Source organism: Neiella litorisoli (genome assembly GCF_014773395.1).
Taxonomy (GTDB): domain Bacteria; phylum Pseudomonadota; class Gammaproteobacteria; order Enterobacterales; family Neiellaceae; genus Neiella; species Neiella litorisoli.
Genome location: NZ_JACXAF010000008.1, coordinates 50,966 through 73,318, shown reverse-complemented (window position 1 = coordinate 73,318; position 22,353 = coordinate 50,966). Strand labels below are relative to the sequence as shown.

19 protein-coding genes and 1 other RNA gene are annotated in these 22,353 nt (G+C 46.4%); 13 read left to right on the top strand and 7 right to left on the bottom strand.

From position 1 onward, the window contains the following. The first annotated feature begins 486 nt into the window (after positions 1 to 486). Entirely contained in the window at positions 487 to 1,026 is a 540-nt protein-coding gene (locus IC617_RS07540; RefSeq protein ID WP_191144376.1) for a hypothetical protein, read from the top strand. 70 nt (positions 1,027 to 1,096) lie between these two features. On the opposite strand, the gene IC617_RS07535 is transcribed toward IC617_RS07540, so the two are convergent. Next, the gene (locus IC617_RS07535) at positions 1,097 to 1,291 is read right to left on the bottom strand and encodes a hypothetical protein (RefSeq protein ID WP_191144375.1); all 195 of its coding nucleotides are present in this window, start codon (positions 1,289 to 1,291) and stop codon (positions 1,097 to 1,099) included. A gap of 259 nt (positions 1,292 to 1,550) precedes the next feature. On the opposite strand from IC617_RS07535, the gene IC617_RS07530 reads away from it, so the two are divergent. Next, complete coding sequence (locus IC617_RS07530) at positions 1,551 to 1,745, top strand: helix-turn-helix transcriptional regulator (protein ID WP_191144374.1); 195 nt, start codon at positions 1,551 to 1,553, stop codon at positions 1,743 to 1,745. Positions 1,746 to 1,785: 40 nt separating this feature from the next. On the opposite strand, the gene IC617_RS07525 is transcribed toward IC617_RS07530, so the two are convergent. Genes IC617_RS07525 through IC617_RS07515 form a run of 3 tightly spaced genes read right to left on the bottom strand, consistent with a single transcriptional unit; the run spans position 1,786 to position 6,147 of the window. Continuing rightward, a complete protein-coding gene (locus tag IC617_RS07525; protein WP_191144373.1) occupies positions 1,786 to 4,371 on the bottom strand; it encodes a hypothetical protein in 2,586 nt (861 codons plus the stop codon). After that, complete coding sequence (locus IC617_RS07520) at positions 4,368 to 5,681, bottom strand: hypothetical protein (protein ID WP_191144372.1); 1,314 nt, start codon at positions 5,679 to 5,681, stop codon at positions 4,368 to 4,370. Before IC617_RS07520 ends, IC617_RS07525 begins: the two co-directional genes overlap by 4 nt. Further along, positions 5,674 to 6,147, bottom strand: coding sequence for a helix-turn-helix domain-containing protein (locus tag IC617_RS07515; protein ID WP_191144371.1), 474 nt, complete (start codon positions 6,145 to 6,147; stop codon positions 5,674 to 5,676). The genes IC617_RS07520 and IC617_RS07515 overlap by 8 nt, the downstream gene beginning before the upstream one ends. 177 nt (positions 6,148 to 6,324) lie before the next feature. Between IC617_RS07515 and IC617_RS07510 the strand changes: the two genes are divergently transcribed. The 11 genes from IC617_RS07510 to IC617_RS07460 all read left to right on the top strand — a co-directional run bounded on the left by IC617_RS07510 (position 6,325) and on the right by IC617_RS07460 (position 19,901). Further along, positions 6,325 to 7,143 carry a restriction endonuclease gene (locus tag IC617_RS07510; RefSeq protein ID WP_191144370.1) on the top strand — a complete coding sequence of 273 codons (819 nt, stop codon included), beginning with the start codon at positions 6,325 to 6,327 and terminating at the stop codon, positions 7,141 to 7,143. 21 nt (positions 7,144 to 7,164) lie between these two features. Next, entirely contained in the window at positions 7,165 to 7,887 is a 723-nt protein-coding gene (locus IC617_RS07505) for an NYN domain-containing protein (RefSeq protein ID WP_191144369.1), read from the top strand. A gap of 104 nt (positions 7,888 to 7,991) precedes the next feature. After that, positions 7,992 to 8,927 carry a WYL domain-containing protein gene (locus IC617_RS07500; RefSeq protein WP_224745871.1) on the top strand — a complete coding sequence of 312 codons (936 nt, stop codon included), beginning with the start codon at positions 7,992 to 7,994 and terminating at the stop codon, positions 8,925 to 8,927. Positions 8,928 to 9,193: 266 nt separating this feature from the next. Then, complete coding sequence (locus tag IC617_RS07495; RefSeq protein WP_191144368.1) at positions 9,194 to 10,711, top strand: type I restriction-modification system subunit M; 1,518 nt, start codon at positions 9,194 to 9,196, stop codon at positions 10,709 to 10,711. After that, the gene (locus IC617_RS07490) at positions 10,701 to 11,930 is read left to right on the top strand and encodes a restriction endonuclease subunit S (protein ID WP_191144367.1); all 1,230 of its coding nucleotides are present in this window, start codon (positions 10,701 to 10,703) and stop codon (positions 11,928 to 11,930) included. The genes IC617_RS07495 and IC617_RS07490 overlap by 11 nt, the downstream gene beginning before the upstream one ends. Further along, the gene (locus tag IC617_RS07485; RefSeq protein ID WP_191144366.1) at positions 11,927 to 12,160 is read left to right on the top strand and encodes a DUF2188 domain-containing protein; all 234 of its coding nucleotides are present in this window, start codon (positions 11,927 to 11,929) and stop codon (positions 12,158 to 12,160) included. Before IC617_RS07490 ends, IC617_RS07485 begins: the two co-directional genes overlap by 4 nt. A 10-nt stretch (positions 12,161 to 12,170) precedes the next feature. After that, positions 12,171 to 12,680 carry an SLATT domain-containing protein gene (locus IC617_RS07480; RefSeq protein ID WP_191144365.1) on the top strand — a complete coding sequence of 170 codons (510 nt, stop codon included), beginning with the start codon at positions 12,171 to 12,173 and terminating at the stop codon, positions 12,678 to 12,680. Beyond that, the gene (locus IC617_RS07475; protein ID WP_191144364.1) at positions 12,677 to 13,507 is read left to right on the top strand and encodes an SMODS domain-containing nucleotidyltransferase; all 831 of its coding nucleotides are present in this window, start codon (positions 12,677 to 12,679) and stop codon (positions 13,505 to 13,507) included. The genes IC617_RS07480 and IC617_RS07475 overlap by 4 nt, the downstream gene beginning before the upstream one ends. A 2-nt stretch (positions 13,508 to 13,509) precedes the next feature. Continuing rightward, positions 13,510 to 16,827, top strand: coding sequence for a type I restriction endonuclease subunit R (locus IC617_RS07470; RefSeq protein ID WP_191144363.1), 3,318 nt, complete (start codon positions 13,510 to 13,512; stop codon positions 16,825 to 16,827). 2 nt (positions 16,828 to 16,829) lie between these two features. Beyond that, a complete protein-coding gene (locus IC617_RS07465; protein WP_191144362.1) occupies positions 16,830 to 17,636 on the top strand; it encodes a M48 family metallopeptidase in 807 nt (268 codons plus the stop codon). 693 nt (positions 17,637 to 18,329) lie between these two features. Next, positions 18,330 to 19,901, top strand: a complete 1,572-nt coding sequence (locus tag IC617_RS07460; protein ID WP_191144361.1) for a TIR domain-containing anti-phage reverse transcriptase — start codon at positions 18,330 to 18,332, stop codon at positions 19,899 to 19,901. Between the two features lie 50 nt (positions 19,902 to 19,951). Here IC617_RS07460 and IC617_RS07455 read toward each other — a convergent pair whose 3' ends face one another. The 3 genes from IC617_RS07455 to smpB form a co-directional block, all read right to left on the bottom strand. Further along, entirely contained in the window at positions 19,952 to 21,172 is a 1,221-nt protein-coding gene (locus tag IC617_RS07455) for an integrase domain-containing protein (protein WP_191144360.1), read from the bottom strand. Between the two features lie 178 nt (positions 21,173 to 21,350). Next, positions 21,351 to 21,715: a transfer-messenger RNA gene (gene ssrA, locus IC617_RS07450) on the bottom strand. Between the two features lie 86 nt (positions 21,716 to 21,801). After that, positions 21,802 to 22,281 carry an SsrA-binding protein SmpB gene (gene smpB, locus IC617_RS07445; protein WP_087506332.1) on the bottom strand — a complete coding sequence of 160 codons (480 nt, stop codon included), beginning with the start codon at positions 22,279 to 22,281 and terminating at the stop codon, positions 21,802 to 21,804. Positions 22,282 to 22,353 lie beyond the last annotated feature (72 nt).

The following is a 22,353-nucleotide window of genomic DNA, read 5'->3' as shown; positions in this document are numbered from 1 at the left end:
GTTGCAGCTTTCATTGGGGGCGCATGACAAAGATGTAACGTTGAATTACCTGACGGGGTTAAATTCATACCTTTTTGTGCTCCCAGCAAAAGCGTTAATTAATGTGATCGATATCACTATGTATTTTACGTTCAAGCTCTCGCTGAGCCATAAAAAGTTAATCATAAGTATTTAGGCACAGCCTTTTTGCACCGTCGCCGGCAAAGGTGTAATGACTAGGCTGCTGCTTAGAAAATTCAGCGCGCTGTTCGTATTTAATGGCTGTGGTACATATCCGCAAAGTGAATCCAATCGAAAGGCACTGGTAGTGGAATGATTTGCTAATTAACTATCGACCCTGCAACTCGTTCGAGTTGCGGGGTTTTTCTGCTGCCTGCATCGGCGCAATGAGCTGGTCAGAAAGGAATCACACAAACTAAATCCTTGTCTAGCCGATTTGAAACAGCAAACTAGAATGGTAGTGGCATAGGCGGATTGGATGAGGATATGGATGATTTTATAAATCTAAGTGAGCAATTCGGAGGTCCGGATAATCTGAACGATCGACTTCGACCACAGATTTTTGTTATCGATAATTCACGATATGGTCCGAAGCTGTTTCTAGAACGTGGCTTAGGTAATCGCACTCCTGTCGATATTGACATGTCTAAAATTGATGCATCAACTCAGGCTCTTCTTTGGTCACAAGGCGTTCGGCTGGATGAACATCATCGAGCTATGCTAGAGCACTGCCAGTTGGAGCTTGGCCTTTCTGCCGAATGCGCAATAGGCATGACTGCATGGCTGGTCTTGATTGAGCCGGTTCATATGCGCCTGAATCCAGATCGTCAGACCAACAAAAGAGCAAAAGTTGGCGACTTGGCTCGGTTAGTTCATGAGCCCTATCGAGTTTTCTTAGTCGCAAGTTTGGCTGACGGGAACCTAGTTACCGCCATAGAATTGAGTCCCGATCGAAGCAATGTACTGGGGGTTTACAAAGCTGCAAAGCACTACTTTGAGGCTATTGGGGATTCGGATGTTGGCTGAGAATGGTGCAACAAACAAAAGAGCCGCCACATTAAGTGAAACTCCAATGTGGCAGCAATAACGCTTAACACTAGTTCAGTGTATCGACGAATCTTGATAGTTTTTCAAAGTGATCGATCAGCTCAACGGAATCGAGCTTGCCACAATTAGTCTGAATGTAGTCTCTTGGTGCCATTCGAACTTCTCGTGGGCGCATGTATCTAGCAAGGTTTTGTGCTTGGTCGTAGCGCTCAGCCAAGACTGAATCACAAAATGTTTTCTGCATTGCTCTCATCGTTATTCTCCAAGTTGGTGTATGCATTGAATGCATAAGCAGAATCACAAAACATTTTTGTTGGACTAGCCCTATTGCCCTTCGCTAAGTCAAAGGCTCAGGACGATTCACCCAATCCTGGTGGCCACATTCTTAGAACTGTGATCGGAATCACTGCTATTCGGGACTGTTTTGAAAAATAAGCACAGTTTCGCTCACTCGAGCTCAATTGAAATAGCCCATACACCTTATTGTCTTATGTAAGGTGGTTATGATGTATCCACAACAGTTTTTAAGTCTTAAGGAAGTATGTACTTTGGTCGGCCTGTCGCGGGCGACTCTTTACCGCATGATCAAAAAAGGTACGTTTCCGCGAGGCGTTCAAATTTCAGAACGCCGTATGGCGTGGCATATCGATGTGGTTCAACGCTGGATTGATGATCGGTTGCAAGCTGGCGACCATTGATTCCATCAGAAAACTAAAGCTCACTGCGCCTAGTAAATTGTCAGCACACTGAGTGCAAGACACACAGATGAAATAGGATATGCGCCATTAGCCGTCGATTCACTACAACATGAGGTTCAGCCTCGTCAGCATCATATTTCGATTGGTTTTTACATGACTCGATGAGTATTTGAATTGGCTGATTTGCGGGTACGGCATTGGCTACGAGTCGCGCATATCGAGTTTTTGCAAGGCTATTCATTCTTTGCGTTGTTTGTTTATCTAAATCTTTGGGTAGCTTAATGACCAGATCACTGTTTCCGAGCAGTTTCAAAACTGTTTTGAGATGCTCAATTAAATTGGGTGAGTCACTTGGTAGCTGCATTGCTCCATTCTTAACAAGACCGTGTGACATTGACTGTTGCAGTAATTGCTTTATGTGTTTGCTGCTTAAAACTGAATTCATCTCTTGGTGAATTTGCGTTGATGTAAATTGCCACGCAGCACTTTGGTCCGAGCGCAAAGGTTTGAGTGAACAGTCTGAAGTTGGACTAACCTCAGATCCTAGCTTTTCAATCAATAATCGCGCAGTCTCGACCCAGGTATTTGCAACGGCAGCGGGAAACATTGAATCTTTGGCCGGCAGTCCATTGCCGATAGACGCTAGGGTTTCTTCAATTGCACAAAGCGTTGCTTTAGGTTTTTGGGTTGATGCTTTCTGTTTTGTCTTGGCGATTGGCTTCCCGTCCGGCCGAAGCATAGGTTGAGCGAATCGCTTGAGCAGGCGGTGTGTCACTTGTTGTGCCTCGACTGCGCTTAATTCCTTGCTACGCTTCAGTGGTGCCAGCTTTGATATTGAGATCGGCGATGTTGTAGTGATTGCAGCTAGCTGTTTACCGGACAAACATGGATTTGATTCAACTAAACGATCTCTAGCCACTTCATGCAACATATGAACGTAGTTTGATAACGTCGTCGCTGGCGAGCCATGGCCGCTGAATGCAGCGAGTTGATACAATGAGAGGACTTCGTCATTTAGCTCAGCCGGCAACCGATTTTGCATGCCGATGAATTCATCTTCTGAAATGCATAAAAGCCGCGAACCCAGCTTTGGTGATGCATAAATTAGCAAATATAAACGGGTGATAGCACTGTGACGCAGTGAGTAAAACGACGCGTGTGGATTACCAGTAAGAGCTCTCACCTGATTGCTAATGAATTTTGCTAATTTGCCGTAATGAACATCTACGTAGCCTGAAGCATCACCGGACAAAAGCCGGTGATTAGCGTTTAGAACATGGGAGTAGGTGTACCGATTGTAAATCGGTGACAATTGCATCCAGTCGCTTAGTGTTACTATCCGACTGACTGGCAGTTGTCTTGATGAATTGATGGTTTTACTTTCTTTTACATATAGCGATTCACTGCTGAGTAGGTCTTTGCTACGAATTTCTCTTGATTCAACTGGCCGGAGAGCGAACTTGCCAACGTGATTTATATGTAGCAGTGCTCGCTCAACGAGAGAAGGCTCAAAGCATGCGAAGTCCATGACTCTTTCTGATAAACATCTGAAAGCGGGCTCTGCCAAAAGACCCGCTCGTGTCACTACACCGTGATCATTATCGGTGCTACTTAGGCTTCTAAAATCATTATCTAGTAAGCCCTCTTGCGCGGCTAATGCCATTGCTTTGTTGATACGAGATACGCGATGCTTATCTGTATTGGTCGGAGACTTTCGAATCAGGTTACTCAGCGCAGACAGAAATTCATCACTGGATAGCCCCTGCAGATTTTCGAATTCAGGGAGCGTAAAAAGCCGAAGAAAGCTCGCATCGCGACTTACTGCGCTTAACTTGTTTCCTGCGACGGCAATTTGATGAAGCAGATAGTTTGCAACGATCCTCTTTCCATCATGTCCGCCCTCGTTAATCATCTGCAATAGCGCTAATCGAGATTCTTTGATTGTTAGCTTCAGAGCATCTCGAATGGCTTTCATATGATCGACAGTATTGTAATGAGTATGGGCAAAAGAGTAAGCGGAACGATATTTTTGCGATACCTCTGGAGCCGAAGGTGCAACAATCTGACGCCAGTTGGCGTGGTTGATCGGTACCGTGACTAACTTGTTTTGCAACGCATCTATTTGATGTTGTTCAAGCGGAACCGTCAGGTTCATCGACTGTACTTCAGCGATTGTTTTTAGCCAAATTGAAATCGACATCTCGACACTGGGCAACAGTCTAGCAATTAGCGCAATAAAGCGTTTGCATACATCAAAGGTTGCTAAGCACTGTTGGGTTTCTAAAGGCTCCCAGTTTCGGTATAGCCGAATTAATAATGCTGCTGTTGTTGGCCCTGGTTCTAATCGCCATTCGAGTACCGCAGATCCTCGTTCGTCACGGTTGTTGCCATGTTCAACACTATCGATTTGACACTCGTACCAAACCCGACGTCTCCAATGATACGGGGGATTGCATAGCGCCCTTGCGAACGATTTTAAAAATGCTTCAGACCAGACTCCGTCGAACAACACCGTTGAAAGTAAAACGCATGAAAGAACATGTTCAACATTTGCGTCTTCGGGTAACTCGCTTATATAGATATTGAATCGCTCAACGAGAAGACGTGCTGCTTTGTATCTATTCATTGAAGTTTCCTTACACCTAAGTCAGCTAGCCAACTTGCTATGACAGAACAACACGCTGCTTGATCGATGAATCCAGATTGAAACTTCTTTTTTGAATGACGCTGAGCACCATGGTCACTGTAAATGTCAACAAGGCACTGACTCAGGTATTCAGGCATATAGCGTGTGAATGCCAAGTGACCTGTGTTGATTGGAAGTTTTGCGGGTAGTCCTTTGAACTTCCGGCGCGACTTTGCACTAAGCTCTAAAGGCTGTCTGTCCGATACCTGTCCATGGCTGATATAAAAAAATGCTCGAGATTCGCAGCCTAGCGCACCTTCTATTACGTCGCGAATGGTCTTCGTCATTGACAACCGCGAGCCGCGAATTTGCTCTAGATGCTTTTGATAGAACTCGATTTGATGCTGACAAATGCTATTGAGCTGCAACTTGCGCTTGCTATCCACTCCTTTATCTTTGACCAACACCCAAGAGCTGGTGATCAAGTGATCAAACTGAAAATTGCTTGAGAACGATGGGCGAGCACTGGTGCTTAGCTCAAGAACAAGCGCACAGTACGAAACTAAGTCGTTGTGATAATCGATAATCTCTAATGTCGTCCGTGGCGTGCAACGATTTAACTTGTCATACAAGTCGCTAATCGTTTGACGCAATAACTGCAAGTCGAAGCTCCTGCCTGTTACGCCAATGGACTTTTCGGCAAAGCAAATTGTTGCTGATATCTCCGCATCACTTAACGTGCGGTTTAAAAACGTCAGGTAGTTTTTTTGTATATCCCGTTCTGATCCGCCAGCATAGTACACGCACATATGGCGCCGATCGGCCAGTCCAGTGATCCAGCAAAGATTATACTCATCGAGCTCTCTGGGTAATGGCGATGTGGACCCATTCCAGCGACCATCGCTCAACATTGCATGCACTCGACTGGGTCTAATTGCTTCATCAGCCAGTACTTCTGAACAAAATTGACGAGCGAGTTGATAGCACTCTGCTTCGTTGTGCTTCGCAGACTCTGTCAAGCCCGTTGCGAGTTCAATTGGCAAGGGTAAGGCAACAGCCGAAGCTGCGCGATTTGCTAGGGTTGTGTCTTGAATCAATACAACGCTGCTATCGCTGATTTCAAAGCGAGCGCGCAAATTGCAACATTGCAGCGTTTGACTAATGTTCTCAATCGTGCGCCCGGTTAGGGCACTTACGATTAACACGCTGGCGATCGCATGTTGCTCTAAGTGCGGCCAAATTTTTTTGCAAACCGTGGGCAGGTCGCTTGATGTCAACTTACGGCGAACAAAATCTTTGCTCTTAAACATCGCAGCCTCCGCGGTTAAATCGTCGGACGCGCGATGCCAAGGTGTTTCGATGAATACCTGATATCTCGGCAAGCTTACTTATCGTTCGGTGTTCGTCAGACCAATATCGACTGGGTGACGAGAGGAGTAGGTGAGCGACTTCTGTATGAAGCTTGGTTGATAGCGACAATGCATCTTTCAGTAATGTCGCCCATGCAAAATTAATTAAATTGAAGTCCGCACCACTAAGCTTGAGTTCGATAACGTATTCGTCGCCGCGCATCGCCGCGACACAAAGAGCAAGATGACCAGCCACGATTTCGTGATTTAAAGTGTGAACCACGGCGCATGGAATGTTGTAAAGCAGTGGCCGATTAGATTCAGCAATATTGAGGTGATCAATAAAGTGCTCGCATTCTTCGGTAACTGTGTTGCGATCAAAGTTGGTCGCATCAATCGTATTGATAATTGCAATTTGTGATTTCATGGTGAATCCATCAGTTGAGTTGTCTCAACTGCATTGGGTTAAACCAATTGATGCGCCGGGAGCTGATCTGGCCCAAACAACAAAAAAAATTGTAAAAAGTGGCTCAGAGCAAAGTGATACGGCTCAGTTTGTGTAAGATGAGCGGCATAAGGACATCAAAATGCAAAGGATTTGCACATGTCAAAACGGCAAAACAGTCTCATTGCTCTATGTTTGAACCTGCCGTGGTGGGTTAACCTATTACTCAGTTGTACCGCCTACGTTTCGTTGGTGTATGTCGCGCCGAACATCAACGTATCCAATCCTATCTTGCAAAATATGCTGCGCGCTTTGCCTCATGTGGCTCCAATTTTTGCGACCCTTTTTGTATTTACAGCCGCTCTTTCGTTTATTCGCCAGCGGCAACAGCTGAAGCTGCTCCAAGCACAAACTGAGCTCGACTCGATTCGTAGTTTGTCGTGGCAGCGGTTCGAGTCACTGATCGCGGCTTACTATCGTATCCAAGGATTTGTAGTCATCGAGCAACTTAAACCAGGAGCGGATGGCGGTGTCGACCTGCGTTTAAGTAAAGGTAGGAAATTACACCTGGTGCAATGCAAGCAATGGCGCAGCCAAAAGGTTGGTATTCAAATCGTGCGTGAGATGTACGGTGTACAAACCGCTGAGCAAGCTTCGTCGATGACCATAGTCACAACCGGCAGCTATACAAAAGATGCACAAGAGTTCGCGGATTCGGTTGGTGTAACGTTAATCGATGGCGAGGCGCTGTGGCCGATGATCCGTCATGCTCAAGCTAATGTTCAAGCCAATGAAACAGAGCCACCGCCTAAACCTGAGCAGATCCTATCGACCACTCGTGACGCCAAGCGAATATGCCCAAAATGCAACTCAACTTTGGTTAAGCGAACCGCGAAACGAGGGGCTAACGCAGGTAACGAATTCTTCGGCTGCAGTGCATTTCCCCATTGTCGATACACAGAGCCAACCAACAAATAAAACGGATACAAGGAATAACAAATGCCAAGCAACGGAAATGCAAAACTAGCTGTATTGATCGATGCCGATAACGCCCAAGCTGCGGTGTGTGAAGAGCTGTTGGCCGAAGTTTCGAAATTCGGAGTCGCAAGCGTCAAACGAGCGTACGGCGATTGGACTACTCCCAACCTCAAAACTTGGAAAGAACACTTACATCGCTTTGCCATTCACCCGGTCCAACAATTCAGCTATACATCCGGCAAAAACGCTACCGACTCAGCTCTTATTATCGATGCGATGGACCTCTTGCACGAAGGTCTACTCGATGGGTTTTGCCTCGTTTCATCCGATAGCGATTTCACCAGACTAGCCAATCGACTACGCGAAAGCGGCTGCACCGTATATGGCTTTGGTGAGAACAAAACACCAGAGCCGTTTGTCGCAGCTTGCGACAAGTTCGTGTATACCGAAATATTAAGACCCGAACCAGATTCTGCGAATAAATCGAATGAGCCATCTGATCCGAAATTAAAGGCGCTCGTGCTCAATGCGATACATGCAGTCGCTAAAGACGATGGCTGGGCGCCGTTGTCTGCTGTCGGCTCTCAAATCAACAAAGTCAGCTCATCGTTCGACCCGCGCAACTTCGGTTACAGCAAGCTGGGAAATTTAGTCAAATCTTTAAGCTACATCCACTGCCAAGAGCGTCAGCCATCGCCGGGCTCGCCCATTGTTCATATTTACATCAAAGACGCAGCAGAGTAGGGAAGTGAACACATAGTAACCATTGGCTTAATGACATGGTGATAGGAGTCACACCCGACCAATTGAGGTTTGTCTCAAAATGATACAAACTTCGATTCCAGTAAATGGAAAAGTATCAAGGAAACGCTGTGATCCCTGAAGACGTTAATTACGCCCAAAAGCAACGGCTCGCCTACATCGATTTCAAGTTGCTGTTCGCCGGTTACGTCACACGTAGCGAAATCGTCAAACGGTTTGAGTTAGGGCTTGCTGCAGCCAGCCGTGATTTGTCGCTCTATAAAGAGCTGACACCAAACAACATGGCCTACGACAACGCGGTCAAAAAGTACTTCATCACCAACTCGTTTAAGCCGCTGTTTGAGCACGATGCACGTAAATCACTGATGAAGATCGCTCATCAGATATCAGATGGTTTTGATGCTGTGGGCGACGTTGAGTTTCCGGTGACGGCACCTACACAATTGAACGTGCCGGACATCTTCGTGGTAGCGCGACTGTCACAGGCGGTGATCAACAAGCGGCCGGTTAAAGTGACCTACACAAGCTTAAGCAGTGGCACCAGCGAGCGAGAACTCGTGCCTCACACCATTGTGGATAATGGCTTGCGCTGGCATGTTCGTGCGTACGATCGCAAAAGTCAGTCGTTTCGTGATTTCGTGCTGACTCGCATAGGCGAGGTGACGGTGTTGCCAACGGAAGTGGATGAAGTGGAGTCGCAAAGTTACGACACTCACTGGCAAGCACCACTTTCATTAGAGCTGGTTCCGCACCCGCACAACGTCCAACATCCTAAGGCCATCGAAATGGACTACGGCATGGAAGACGGCGTTTTGAACATCAGCACTCGGGTGGCGCTAGCGGGTTACTTATTGCGTCGCTGGAATGTGGACTGCTCACAAACGGCAAGGTTGCGAAGCCCTGAGTATCAACTTTACCTGCAAAACAACAAGGCATTGGCTGAGCTTAATGAGCTGTCGATTGCGCCGGGGCTGGAGTCGCCAGTTTATTCAACAGAATGCCAAACGGACCATTTGAAATAGTAAGTATTAACGAGAAGTTGGTGTTTTTTGTTGGTAAAGACGTTTGGCTTGATGCGTAACGCTTTGAAAATAATTGAAGTTTTGAGGGCTGAAAACCCCGGCCGTCATTCGGGCCATTAAGGGGGGCGCTACTTCGCCGGTTTGCGTGCCGAATTTCGTCACGATTTAACTGCCCAGAACTCGAATTGAACCAGCGCCGATTAAACAAGCACCAATTTGAACACGAACCGAATTAAACAAGTACAGAATTAACCAAGAGAACACCAATGACCCAGTCACCAATCAACCAAGATGCAATCAACAAAGCCGTATGGGCGGCTTGCGATACCTTCCGTGGCACCGTTGACCCATCAATTTACAAAGACTTTACCCTCACCATGCTGTTCTTGAAGTACATCTCCGATGTGCACCAAGACAAATACGATGAACTCAAAGCCGAATACGGTGATGTGCCAGAGCTAATCAATGAAATGATGGAAAGCCAGTCATTTAAAATCCCAGCCGGCAACACCTTTTGGGATTTGTATGAAGCGCGCCATGAGGCGGGTAATGGCTCACGCATTGACCAAGCCTTGCATGCCATTGAAGAAGCCAACGGCACCAAGCTGAAAAACGTGTTCCAAGACATCAGCTTTAACACCGACAAGCTCGGTGATGAAAAGCAAAAGAACGACATTCTGCGTCACCTGCTAGAAGACTTTGGTAAAGACACCCTGAATCTGCGCCCAAGCCGCGTTGGCTCGCTCGACGTAATTGGTAACGCCTACGAATACCTCATCAAGCACTTTGCCGCTGGCAGCGGCAAATCGGCCGGTGAGTTCTATACCCCGCCCGAAGTGTCCGACTTGCTCTCCATTCTGTTGGCACCACAAGAAGGCGACAGCATCTGCGATCCGGCCTGTGGCTCGGGCTCATTGTTGATGAAGTGTGGCCAGCAAATTCAAAAGAACTTTGGCGGCTCTAAGAAGTATGCGCTGTATGGCCAAGAAGCCATTGGCTCCACTTGGTCATTGGCCAAAATGAACATGTTCCTGCACGGCGAAGACAACCACCGCATTGAGTGGGGCGACACCATTCGTAATCCCAAACTTCAGGATCAAGACGGCGGCCTACTGCACTTTGATGTGGTCACCGCCAACCCGCCATTCTCTCTCGATAAGTGGGGCCATGAAGATGCCAGCAACGATCACTTTGGTCGTTTCCGCCGAGGCATTCCACCTAAGACCAAAGGCGACTATGCGTTTATCTCCCACATGATTGAAACCTTAAAACCTCAATCAGGGAGAATGGGCGTGGTAGTGCCCCACGGCGTGCTATTCCGCGCATCCAGCGAAGGCAAAATCCGCAAACAACTGATTGATGAAAACCTGCTCGATGCAGTGATCGGCTTGCCAGAAAAGCTATTCTTTGGCACCGGCATCCCCGCGGCGATTTTGATTTTCAAAAAGCACAAAGACGACAGCGACGTCTTGTTCATCGATGCCAGTCGCGAGTTTAAGTCCGGCAAGAACCAAAACTTGCTGACCACCGACAACATCAACAAGATTGTTGAAACCTACCGCAATGGGCAAAGCGTTGATAAATACGCATACCTTGCCTCACTCAAAGAGATTCAAGAAAACGACTACAACCTGAACATCCCACGCTACGTCGATACCTTTGAAGAAGAGGAAGAAATCGACTTGGTTGCCGTGCGCGCCGAACGCCTAGCGCTGCAAACTGAACTGGCTGAGCTGGAAACCGAAATGGCGGGTTATCTGAAGGAGTTGGGTTATGGTGCCTGAAGGATGGAAAGAAGAAACATTGCAAGAGATCACCAAAGAAAAAATTTCTTACGGGATCGTACAAGCTGGACCTCATGTAGATGATGGGGTGCCTTATATCAAAAGCTCTGATGTTGGAGGTGATATAGATGTAAATCGTCTTCAAAAGACAGCTGTAGAGATCCATCAAAAATACAGGCGTTCGGCAGTCCACCCAGATGATATTGTGTTTTCGTTGCGGGGTAATATCGCGAGAACTAGTATCGTTCCGGCTGAGCTAGCCGAAGCTAATTTGACTCAGGGAACAGCTAGAATTTCCGTAAACGCACTCAATGATACGAAGTTCGTATACTACAAACTGGCCAGCTCACCAATTTTGAACCGCATTAATGCTCTGAGTAAAGGCTCAACGTTCAAGGAGATTTCTTTAGAGGAGCTTCGAAAAGTAAAGTTGCCACTCCCCCCCCTCCCTGAACAACGCAAGATCGCCAAAATCCTTGCCACTTGGGATAAGGCCATCGCCACCACCGAAAAGCTCATTGCCGCCAGCCAGCAGCAGAAAAAAGCCCTGATGCAGCAACTCCTCTCCGGCAAAAAACGCCTCACCAGCCCCGAAACCGGCCAACCGTTTGAGGGGGAGTGGGAGAATACATTGGTTTCAACTACGGCTAAGTGCTTCTCTGGTGGCACACCGTCTAGAACAAATGATGAATACTATGGTGGAACTATCCCATGGATTACATCAGGCAAACTAAATGATCGTTTTGTGGAGTCAGTTAATGAATACATTACTGAAAGTGGTGTATCCAACTCATCTGCTAAATATGTTGCGCAAGGTGCTTTATTAATCGCAATGTATGGCGCTACTGCGGGAAAAGTCGCTATCAATAGAATGCAATCTGCGACGATTAATCAGGCCGTGCTAGCACTTGAAGTAAAAGAAGCGCATTCAAATCTATTCCTTTTTTATTTGCTAGAGAAGGAAATGGAGAAAGCGCTGACTTTAGTTCAAGGTGGTCAACCGAATTTAAATGCGGCCATCATAAAAGGAATAAAAATCAAGCTTCCTAGGTTAGACGAACAACAAAAAATCGCCGCCGTCCTAACCGCCGCTGATAAAGAAATCGAAGTGCAGCAAGCCAAACTCGCCCACCTCAAACAAGAGAAAAAAGCCCTAATGCAGCAACTACTCACGGGCAAGCGCAGGGTTACAATTGATGAAATGGAGATCTCGTCATGACAAAAGGAAAAAATCAGCACGTTGTAAAACACCCCGAAGGTTGGGCAGTAAAAGGGGCAGGAAACAGCAAAGCAACCAAGGTAACTCGCACTCAAAAAGAAGCAATTGAAGTTGCAGAGCAAATTGCTAGAAACCAGCAAACAGATACAAAAGTACACGGAGTAGATGGAAAGATCAGAGCTGGCAACAGTTACGGCAATGACCCTTATCCTCCAAAAGACAAAAAGTAGGACAAGTTCAATGGATAGCGACTTAAAAGAAAAGATAGCCAAGGAATGCGTTCGTATAGAGGAAGACTCTGAGCACTCTTTCAAATCGCATTACAATGCAGCTGAATTTTGGTCTGGCATTAACTTGTGGCTTGGTCTACCAGCGGCATTGTTAGGTGCTGTTGCAGGAGGTTCGTCGGCCGCAGACGGAGCGCAAGCGATGATCACTGGAACAGCTTTCTTTTCAACTGCTTTGGTCACCTGTATGACTTTTTTGAAACCTAGCGAAAAAGCCGACTCGCACAAAAATGCAGGAAATTTGTATCAATCATTGAGAAACGAGACCCGTGTATTTAGAGGAGTAGAGCTTGGAGAGTCATTGAGCGCTGAAGAGGGAAAGCAAGCCCTTCATAAGCTGGCTAGCCGACGCGATGAACTAAATACAACCATGCCTGCAATTCCTCGTAAAGCCTATGAAAAAGCCAAGAAAGATATTGACTCCGGCCGTTCAAAGTATCAAGTGGATAGGAAATCTAAATGACTGTAAACAGCCACCTGAGAGAGCTTGCTGACGCGGCGGTAATAAGAAATGCGGAAAAACAAAGCATCTCTCGCTCTATTCATACACTGCAACAAAGGCTTGAGTATTACTTTGGTAATGAGCTGAGTAAGCACTTTATTTTTGGGTCGTACACTCGAGGTACAATCTTACCTAGAGCAATGGACGGTAACTCCGATATTGATTACATGGTCGTCTTTGAGGGGTCGAATTATAAACCTCAAACCTATCTCGATAAACTCCGTCGGTTTGTTGAGTATTACTACTCTAGCTCCGAGATCACTCAATCGAACCCTACAATCGTTCTTACATTGAATCATATAAAGTTTGAGTTAGTGCCGGCGATTACTGATTGGTTTCATGGCCTGCAAATTCCAGCTAAGCGGGCTGACTTAAACGATTGGATTGATACTGATCCCAATGATATTAATCGTGATCTTTCAAACGCAAATCAATCAAACAACAGCCTAATAAAGCCCATGATTAGGCTTGTAAAATACTGGAATGCAATAAATAACTATCCGTTCAACTCTTTTGAGCTTGAGAAGGAACTGGCAGAGCGTTCATACATTTGGGTCTCCCTTTTAACGTCTGCTCAGCTCAAAGATTATTTCTTTGATGCTGTGGAGTCACTTAGCCTAGGGTGGGGGGCTGCCCAATACAAGAAAACAGCTCTAGATCGGGCTAAAACTATTGTTCGTCAAGCCAAATCAAATTCACAAGATGGCTATGAAGCTTTGGCCCTGTCACAAATTAAAGAGCTGCTACCAGAGGTCACTACGGCCAAAGGTGCATTGTGGGGACTTTAAGTATGGATTCACCTCTCCCCTGTTTCAATGAAGAGCAAGCGGCCAAAATCCCAGCGCTAACGTTGCTCACCAACCTTGGCTACACCTGTGTGCCGCCTGAGCAATGCTTAGCTTGGCGCGGCAATAAGTCTTCGGTGATTTTGCCTAACATTTTGCGCAAGGTGCTAGCCACCAAAACCTATTCCTTTATGGGAAAAGCGCAGCACTTATCAGAAGCGGCCATTGACAAAATTGTGCAAGAGCTGGCGAACCCAGCCATGAACGAAGGCCTCAAAGCCGCCAACGAAAAGCTCTACAACGCGCTGACCTACGGTATTGGCGTCACTGAATTTGTGGATGGCAAAAAGGCATCGCCCACCATTCATCTCATCGACTGGGAAAATGCAAGCAATAACCAATTCCACTTTACCGAAGAGATGGAAGTGGAAAACAGTCGCGGCACCGGCCATCGCATTCCCGATGTGGTGTGTTTTGTAAATGGCTTACCTTGGGTGGTGATTGAGGCCAAGCGCCCTGATTCATCGCACGAAGGTAAACCAACGGTCAGCGAAGGCATATCGCAAAACATTCGCAATCAAAAAGCCGATGAAATCCCGCACTTATTTGCCTACAGCCAGTTATTGCTGTCGGTCAATGGCCATGACGGCTTATACGGCACCTGTGGTACCCCAAGTAAGTTCTGGGCCAAGTGGAAAGAAGAGCAAATTACCGATGCCACCTTTAGCCGCCTTAAGAACACGCCATTGGCGCAAGATAAGCTGGATGCCATCTTCAATCATCGCCCCGCCAAGATTCGTGATGAGTATCTGTCGCTAATAAGCGGTGGCGAATTAGTGGTGACCGACCAAGACCGCTTATTGGTGTCGTTGCTTCGCCACGATCGCTTGCTTGAAATGACGCGATTATTCACTTTGTTCGATAAAAAAGCAGGCAAGATTGTCGCCCGCTATCAGCAAGTATTTGGTATTAAGGCGCTGATTGAGCGCGTCACGACTTTTGACGATAGCTTGAGTGGCGCTCGTAAAGGCGCACGCAATGGCGGCGTGATTTGGCACACCACAGGCTCGGGTAAATCTTTCACCATGGTGTTCTTATCCAAGGCGCTTATTTGGCTCAAAGAGCTAGCGAAATGCCGCGTGGTGGTGGTAACCGACCGAGTTGATTTAGAAGATCAGCTGGCTCGTACCTTTGCCTCTGGTGGCGCACTGTCGGATAAAGATAAGAAGTCCGCCATGGCCACAACAGGCCGCCGCTTGGCCGAGCAAATTGGCAAGGGCAATGAGCGCATCATCTTCTCGATCATCAATAAGTTTGGCACCGCGATTGAGCTGCCTGAGTGCTATAACGAAAGCCCAGATATCATTGTATTGGTGGATGAAGGGCACCGTAGCCAAAACGGTGAGAACAACATTCGCATGCAACAGGCGTTGCCACGTGCCGCCTACATTGGCTTTACCGGTACGCCGCTACTCAAAGATGACAAGACCGAAAACAAGTTCGGCAAAATTATCCACTCTTACACCATGCAACAGGCGGTGGAAGATAAGACCGTGACGCCTTTGTTGTATGAAGAGCGTATTCCCGATTTAAGTACCAATGACAAAGCCATTGATGCGTGGTTCGACCGAATTACCGACAAGCTCTCAGAAAAGCAACGCACCGACCTTAAGAAAAAATTCGGACAAAAAGGCCAGATTTACCAAACCGAAGGCCGACTAGAGCTCATCGCTCACGATATTTCTGACCACTTCCAGAACTTCAAACGGCAAGGGCTTAAAGGCCAGCTGGCTTGTGATTCCAAAGCGTCGGCCATTCAATATAAAAAGCTGCTCGATCAGATTGGCAAAGTCACCTCAGTTGTGGCGATGTCGCCACCGGATACCCGTGAAGGCCACGATACCGTGGATGGCGAAAGCAAGGACATTGTTCAGAACTGGTGGAAAGCCAACGTCATTAACTCGGACTTTGGTCAGGATGAAAAAGCCTATACCCAGCACATTATTGCTGAGTTCGGAAAGCCTGATGGGCCAGACATCATGATTGTGGTCGACAAGCTCTTAACCGGTTTTGATGAGCCCAAGAATACGGTGCTTTACATCGATAAGCCGCTAAAGCAACACAACCTGATTCAGGCCATTGCGCGGGTTAACCGTCTGCATGAAGCCAAACAGTTTGGTTACTTGATTGACTACCGCGGTATCCTTAAAGAACTGGACGCCACCATTGCAGATTACCAAGACCTGGCAGAGCGGACGCAGGGAGGCCTTGACATTGACGATCTCAAAGGCTTGTACAACCGCATGGACACCGAGTACAAGAAACTGCCGGGGTTGTACGATGACTTGTGGGCAATTTTTGACGGCGTTCAGAACAAACAAGACGGTCAAGCGCTGCGGCAGGTGTTGGCTCCGAAGATTGACACTATTGATGGCCAACTCACCGATACCAACCTGAAAAAGCGTGAAGACTTTTACGAGGCGCTCACTGCATTTGCCAACTGCCTCAAAGTGGCGCTTCAATCGGCGACATACTTTGAAGATAAAAGCTTTGATGCCATCGATCCGAAAACGGGCTTGGGTAAGCGAGACCTTTACAAAAAGACGCTCAAATCGATGTCTGAGCTGCGCAAGCAAGTACGTGAAGATGCCGAGGAGACGGTCAGTTACGATGAGTATGCTGAGAGCATTCGAACCATGCTCGATAAGCACATTGGTGGCGTGAACATCCAAGAGCCTGACGGTGCATACCTCGTTGGTAACATGGGCAAAAGCGCGTCACCCAGCGAAATGTCTGACGATGAAGCCCGCAACAAAAAAGATGCGATTACTGGCCGCATTACCAAGATGATTGACCAAGACTTGGCGGACGACCCTTATGCCCAGGAATACTTCTCCAAGTTGCTGAAACAGGCGATTGAGCAAGCCAAAGAAATGTTCGAAGCGCCAGTGAAGCAATACTTGCTGTTTGCCGACTTTGAAGAGCAGGTTAAAGAGCGCAAAGTCGATGGCATGCCAAACGATCGCTTTGCTGAACTCGATCCGAAAATCAGGCGTCATGTACAAGCCTACTATGGCTTGTTCCCGCACAGATTAGGTGAAGGCAATACGCTAACCGAAGATGAGATGTTCGCTTACGCCCAGCAAATCGAAACCATTGTGACGGCTGCTGTTGCTGAGTTTTCGATTAATCCGCAGGAAATTGAAAACCACATCCGACGCCAATTGTTGCCTGTGTTGTTTAAGGCGGTAGGTATGGACAAGGCGAAAGAAATCATTGGCGACACGATTCAAATCACTCGTTTGGGTGTTGGTGCTGTTTAACGATGACATCGGTTGAATCACCAGAGCGCACCAAAGAGGAATACAGCTTTGTCTACGGGGATGAAGCTGTCTGCTACGAGGTCGTTCGTAAGCCCTATTCACAAGGCTCGTCTCAGCAAAGCGCCAAACGAAAAGTGACCATCAAGGTACACCCCAATTGCGAAGTGATTGTCTCTGCTCCTGATGATGCAGAGCGCTCCGATATTCATGATGCAGTGATGAAGCGAGCCAAGTGGATTTACGATGGCCTCAAAGAGTTTCGTGGCCACTTGGAGTACGTGCAGGCCAAGCGATATGTCAGCGGCGAAATGCAGTTTTATTTGGGTCGGCGCTATATGTTGAAGGTGGTTGAAGATAGCGACGCAATCGCTTCGGTCAAAATGCAGCGAGGCAAATTGCTGGTGACACTGCGGCGCTTAGGTGACAAAACAAAGAATGAGAACAAAACAAAGCAAGTCAAAGCGCTGGTTCAACAATGGTACTTAAGTCGTGCCAAACGCATCTTCCACGAGCGTTTAGCCGTAATGTTGCCCCAAGCTGAGTGGGTAACAGGCTTGCCGAGCTTTCGTGTGCTGCCCATGACCAAACAATGGGGCAGTTGCTCAGCCAAAGGCAACCTGATGCTCAATCCCCACCTAGTTAAAGCGCCCAAGGAATGCATTGACTACGTGATCCTGCATGAGCTTTGCCATATCGCTGAATACAACCACAGCGAGCGCTTCTGGCGCTTGCTAAGCAGTGTCATGCCGAACTGGAAAGAAGTCAAAAGCCGCCTCGATGGCATGGCTGAGTTGTATTTGAGTGAGTAAAGGTAAAACCCAAACAACTTGATGTGTACCAGTAAAATTAAGACTAAACTGTTTAATTTTGAGTGTCAAAATAGCGTGAAAAATGCCTCAAAAAACGGTAGGTACGTACTGCTGATAATAAACGCAAAGAAATCCTTGTCTGGCGTGGGCTGAAGTACCATTTAAGGGTCCATTTTCTAGGGGGTAAATGGTACCCTTAAATTGTACTTTTGATACCTTATATCCAAGGTGTGTTTAGGCGGATGTAGATGACGATAGAGTCGCCCCTAAGCTCCAACGAACATTTATTAAATACTCTCAACTTGTAAATGAACTTTACAATTCGATAAAAAGCTTGAAGAGCTTTGTATCAAGATAAAATATCTTTAGAAGCTAATGAAACTTCATGATCCGCTCACAGTTAGCACTTGGCTATCACGACAGTTACAGAGGATGTGAGTTGAGTTTTTTCCTGATTTTTTGTTTGTAACCCTTTGTGATAGAAGGTTTTTAGTGTATTGTCACAATGGGTTTCAACCCAAAATGTCTGAAGTTGTTACTGCTTTGGACTAGGAATTCCGAGAACATTATGCTCATTAAATCTGCATAAGCCCAAGGGGGCTGTCGTGATTGATGGGTTGCTTGCCGCAAGGTGCGCAGGGTGATTGGGTTGAAACTCGCCTACTTAGACCATGGAAGGCCTTGTTGTTTTAAATGCAGTTAACCTTAGAGTTCCTCGATATAAGTGAGTTTGAGCCGAAACGGATTGAAGCCAGTTGGTCGAATCCTCGGCTATCCCCCACCCTAAAAAGAGAAAGGGATGCTGTAGCTCAAAGATTGATTGGTATACAAACTGACAACGAGCTTGCAAATCTGCTGGAAATTCCTGTTGGTCAGTTACTTCATATTCTTTATGAAGAAAAGAAGCGCTATCACGAGTTTTACATTAAAAAAAAATCAGGGCAGCTTAGAGTAATTGAGTCTCCCAATAAATCGTTAAAAATTCTGCAGCACAAAGTAAAGCCGCTGATCGAATATCATTACAGAGTAAAAAAATCATGTCATGGATTTGTTGGCAATGGAAAGGGGATTGTTAGTAACGCAGAGAAACACAAGAAAAAACAATATGTACTCAATATTGATTTAAAGGATTTTTTTCACTCGGTCCATTTTGGTCGAGTTAGAGGAATATTTATGAATGTTCCTTTTAATATGGGCAACAGTGCAGCATCAGTACTTGCTCAGTTATGCACAAACCATAGCAGATTACCTCAGGGGGCTCCTACTTCTCCCGTTCTTTCAAATCTTGCCGCTAGCTCCCTTGATACGGCATTAACTAAGATAGCAAAGAGGTATCATCTTACCTACACTCGGTATGCCGATGATATTACCTTCTCCAGCAATAGAAAGTTCCCGTTGGCAATTGTTGATCGTTTTGAAACTGACCTAGGAAAAGTTGAATGGCGTGTTGGCAGCCTTCTTCGTCAATCAATTGAGGAAAGTGGCTTTACTGTAAACGATTCGAAAACGAGAGTTCAGCATCGTTCCCAAAGGCAAGAGGTTACAGGGTTGGTTGTTAATGATGGGGTAAATGTAAGCCGAAAGTTCATCAGAAATACTAGAGCAATGCTCAATAGCTGGAGCAAAGATTTGGTAGAAGCCGAGAGAAGGTTCCTAATGACTCGCTACCATATGAGCGAATCAGAAATTGATAGCAAAAAACTCGACGGTAGATATTTTAAAAATGCTATCTACGGCCGCCTGAGCTTTATAAAAATGATAAGAGGAGAGGATAACTCTTCTTACTTAACATTATGTAAAAAAATACTGGAGCTTGAACCGAGCCCGCCAAAATCCATAGCAAAACTTAAGGAACGCTTTGAAATGTATGATGTATTTGTGTGCCATGCGAGTGAAGATAAAGATGATGTCGCAATTCCTCTACATCGAGCTTTAGAGGATAAAGGAATAAAAGCTTTTATTGATTGTTTTGAGATAAAATGGGGGGACTCGCTAGTAGCGAAAATAAATACTGCGCTTCAGAAATCAAAATATGTTGTAGCTATTATTTCACAGCATTCAGTCAATAAGGCTTGGCCTATGAAAGAGTTGAACGCAGTACTGTCATCAGAAATAGACTCAAAACAGACCAAACTACTTCCATTGATAGTAGGCGATCAAAACGCTCTTATCGAAGAATTACCTCTTTTGGCAGATAAACTCTTCAAGGTATTTGACGATGATATAGATCAGATTGCTTCTGAATTGGAAATGCGTCTAAAGTAACAGCCTCAAAAAGCGTCCTTAGTTGTTTGCTTGGGCTCGAAAAGTGAACTTCAATTGGATATTTTGCTTATAAGCATATACCCACTAGCAGCCTTCTCAATATGCTTACTCCACCAGTTCATCATCTTGCGACGCCGCTTTAGATACTTGGCCCGGTTATAGGCATTGCGAACTTCGTCTTTGCCAGTGTGTGATAGGGCGGCCTCAATGATATCGGAGTCGAATTCTTCTTCGTTGAGGGTGGTTGAAGCAAGTGATCTGAGCCCGTGACCAACGGTTCTTCCTTTGAAGCCCATTCGCTTTAAGGCTGCGTTGATTGTTTGAGAGTTGCGGGGTTTTTTAGGATCTCTATCTGAAGGAAATATAAATGGGCGGTGCCCGCTAATTGGCTTGATTGCCTCGAGTATGGCCAAAGCGTGCTCGGTGAGCGGGATGATGTGCTCTTTACCGTTTTTCATTCGTTCTTTGGGAATAATCCATAGTTGCTTTTCAAAGTCGATCTCAGCCCAGGATGCCTCAGCCGCCTCTGCGGGTCTTGTCATGGTGTGAAGTTGCCACTCAAATAGAGCTCGTGTGACTTTATGCATGTTGGCGTTGGACGCTGTTTTGAGTAATTCAGGTAGCTCTGTCGGTGCTAGAGCAGGGAGGTTTTCTTTTGTAGGACTGATAAATGCGGCGTTTATGCCGGCAAGATTATTGGTTTCAACGAGTCCACAATTAACTGCATATGTCATTACCTTGTTGATGCGTTGACACAGTCGCTTAACGGTTTCTAATTTGCCCTGTTGCTCAACTCGTTTTAGGGTGGTTATGACTGTTGGGGCTTTAAGTTTTGTAACAGGTACATCGCCCAAGTCGTCAAATATGTGGAGCTCAAGTGAGCGGCGAATATCCTTGATGTGATCTGCTGTTATTGTTGATTGCTGAGTGGCAAGCCAATTATCGGTAACTTTCTCTAGTGTGTGTTCTGTTTGTTCGAGCACCATGCGTCGATGCTCTTCCCGGTGTTCCTTGGGATCAATTCTTTTGGCTACCAATGTTCGTGCTTCATCAGCCATTTCCCGAGCGGCTTTCAGCGATATGGTTGGATAGGTACCTAACCCCATGTTAATGCGTTTTTTAGTGAATGGGTGACGGTAGTTAAAATTCCACTGTAGGCTACCATTTGTTCGTACTCGGAATTGCAGCCCTTCGCCGTCTGTCAGAACATAATCTTTATCGTTAGGTTTGGCAGATTTTAGCGCTTTATCTGTGAGTTTATATTTGGCCATCACGACACCGGATCTTGGTATTCCAAGTCGAGATTAGCATAGATTTGGAATACTGAAAGGTATTCCAGAAGGCGGAGAAGTTATGAGACTAAAAGATACCTAAAGATACTTAAGTTGTTGATATTTATTTTATTTAGGCAAGAAAAAAGACGTCCTGAGACGTCTTGATTCTGTTGTGTGGTGGAGCCGGGGGGAGTTGAACCCCCGTCCGTGAATGCGCCATCCTCGGTCCTACATGTTTAGTCCTGTCATTACATTCGCCGGTACGCTGCGGACGGACACGCCACGGACAGACTATCCTGTATTAGTTTTAATGCTTCAGCCGACAGGCACGGCGTCCACACGATCTTGTTTGGGTTTGACTATCTGAACTCCCCGTCTTACAAGCGGAAGCTAGGGCAGATAGGCGCTAGCAGGTTATTAAGCTGCTAGAGCGTAGTTTTCGTCGTTTGCGACTATTAGTTTGCGGCTTTTTACGTGGCCAACCGCCCCACGACATGCACCTAAGACTTTATCATCCCCGTCGAATCCAAAATCGGCCCCGAAAGTGGTGTTAATCCTTGGTATCGGCGCATTGTATCAGAGCTTATGAGGCAATGAATAGCGCCGAGTGTTTGTTTGCACAGGAATTAACCTTTCTTCATGACGCGCGCTTTTTGGCGCTGCCAATCTTTGTCTTTGGCATCGTCTCGCTTGTCATGCAATTTTTTACCTTTAGCGGTACCAATTTTTATTTTGACCCAGGGGCCTTTCCAATAGAGCGACAGCGGAACAATGGTTTTGCCCTCGCGCTCAATTGCGCCAACTAAATGGTCGATTTCGCGTCGATTCAACAGTAACCGGCGAGTTCGAGTTGGCTCGCTGATGACGTGTGTTGAGGCCGCTGTTAATGGAAGAATGGACGAGCCAAACATAAAGCATTCGCCATTTTTCACAGTGATGTATGACTCGGCAATGTTCGCTTTGCCTTGGCGTAGCGATTTCACTTCCCAGCCTTGAAGCTCTAATCCGGCCTCGAATTCCTTTTCGATAAAGTAATCGTGGCGAGCACGTTTGTTCAGTGCGATGGTATTAGAGCCGCTTTTGTCTTTTGATTTTTTCTTAGCCATAGGCGGCTCATTATACTCACGCCCAAAGCGAAAGCTATCGTCGCGACGTTCATTCTGTTGATCGGGCTGTGG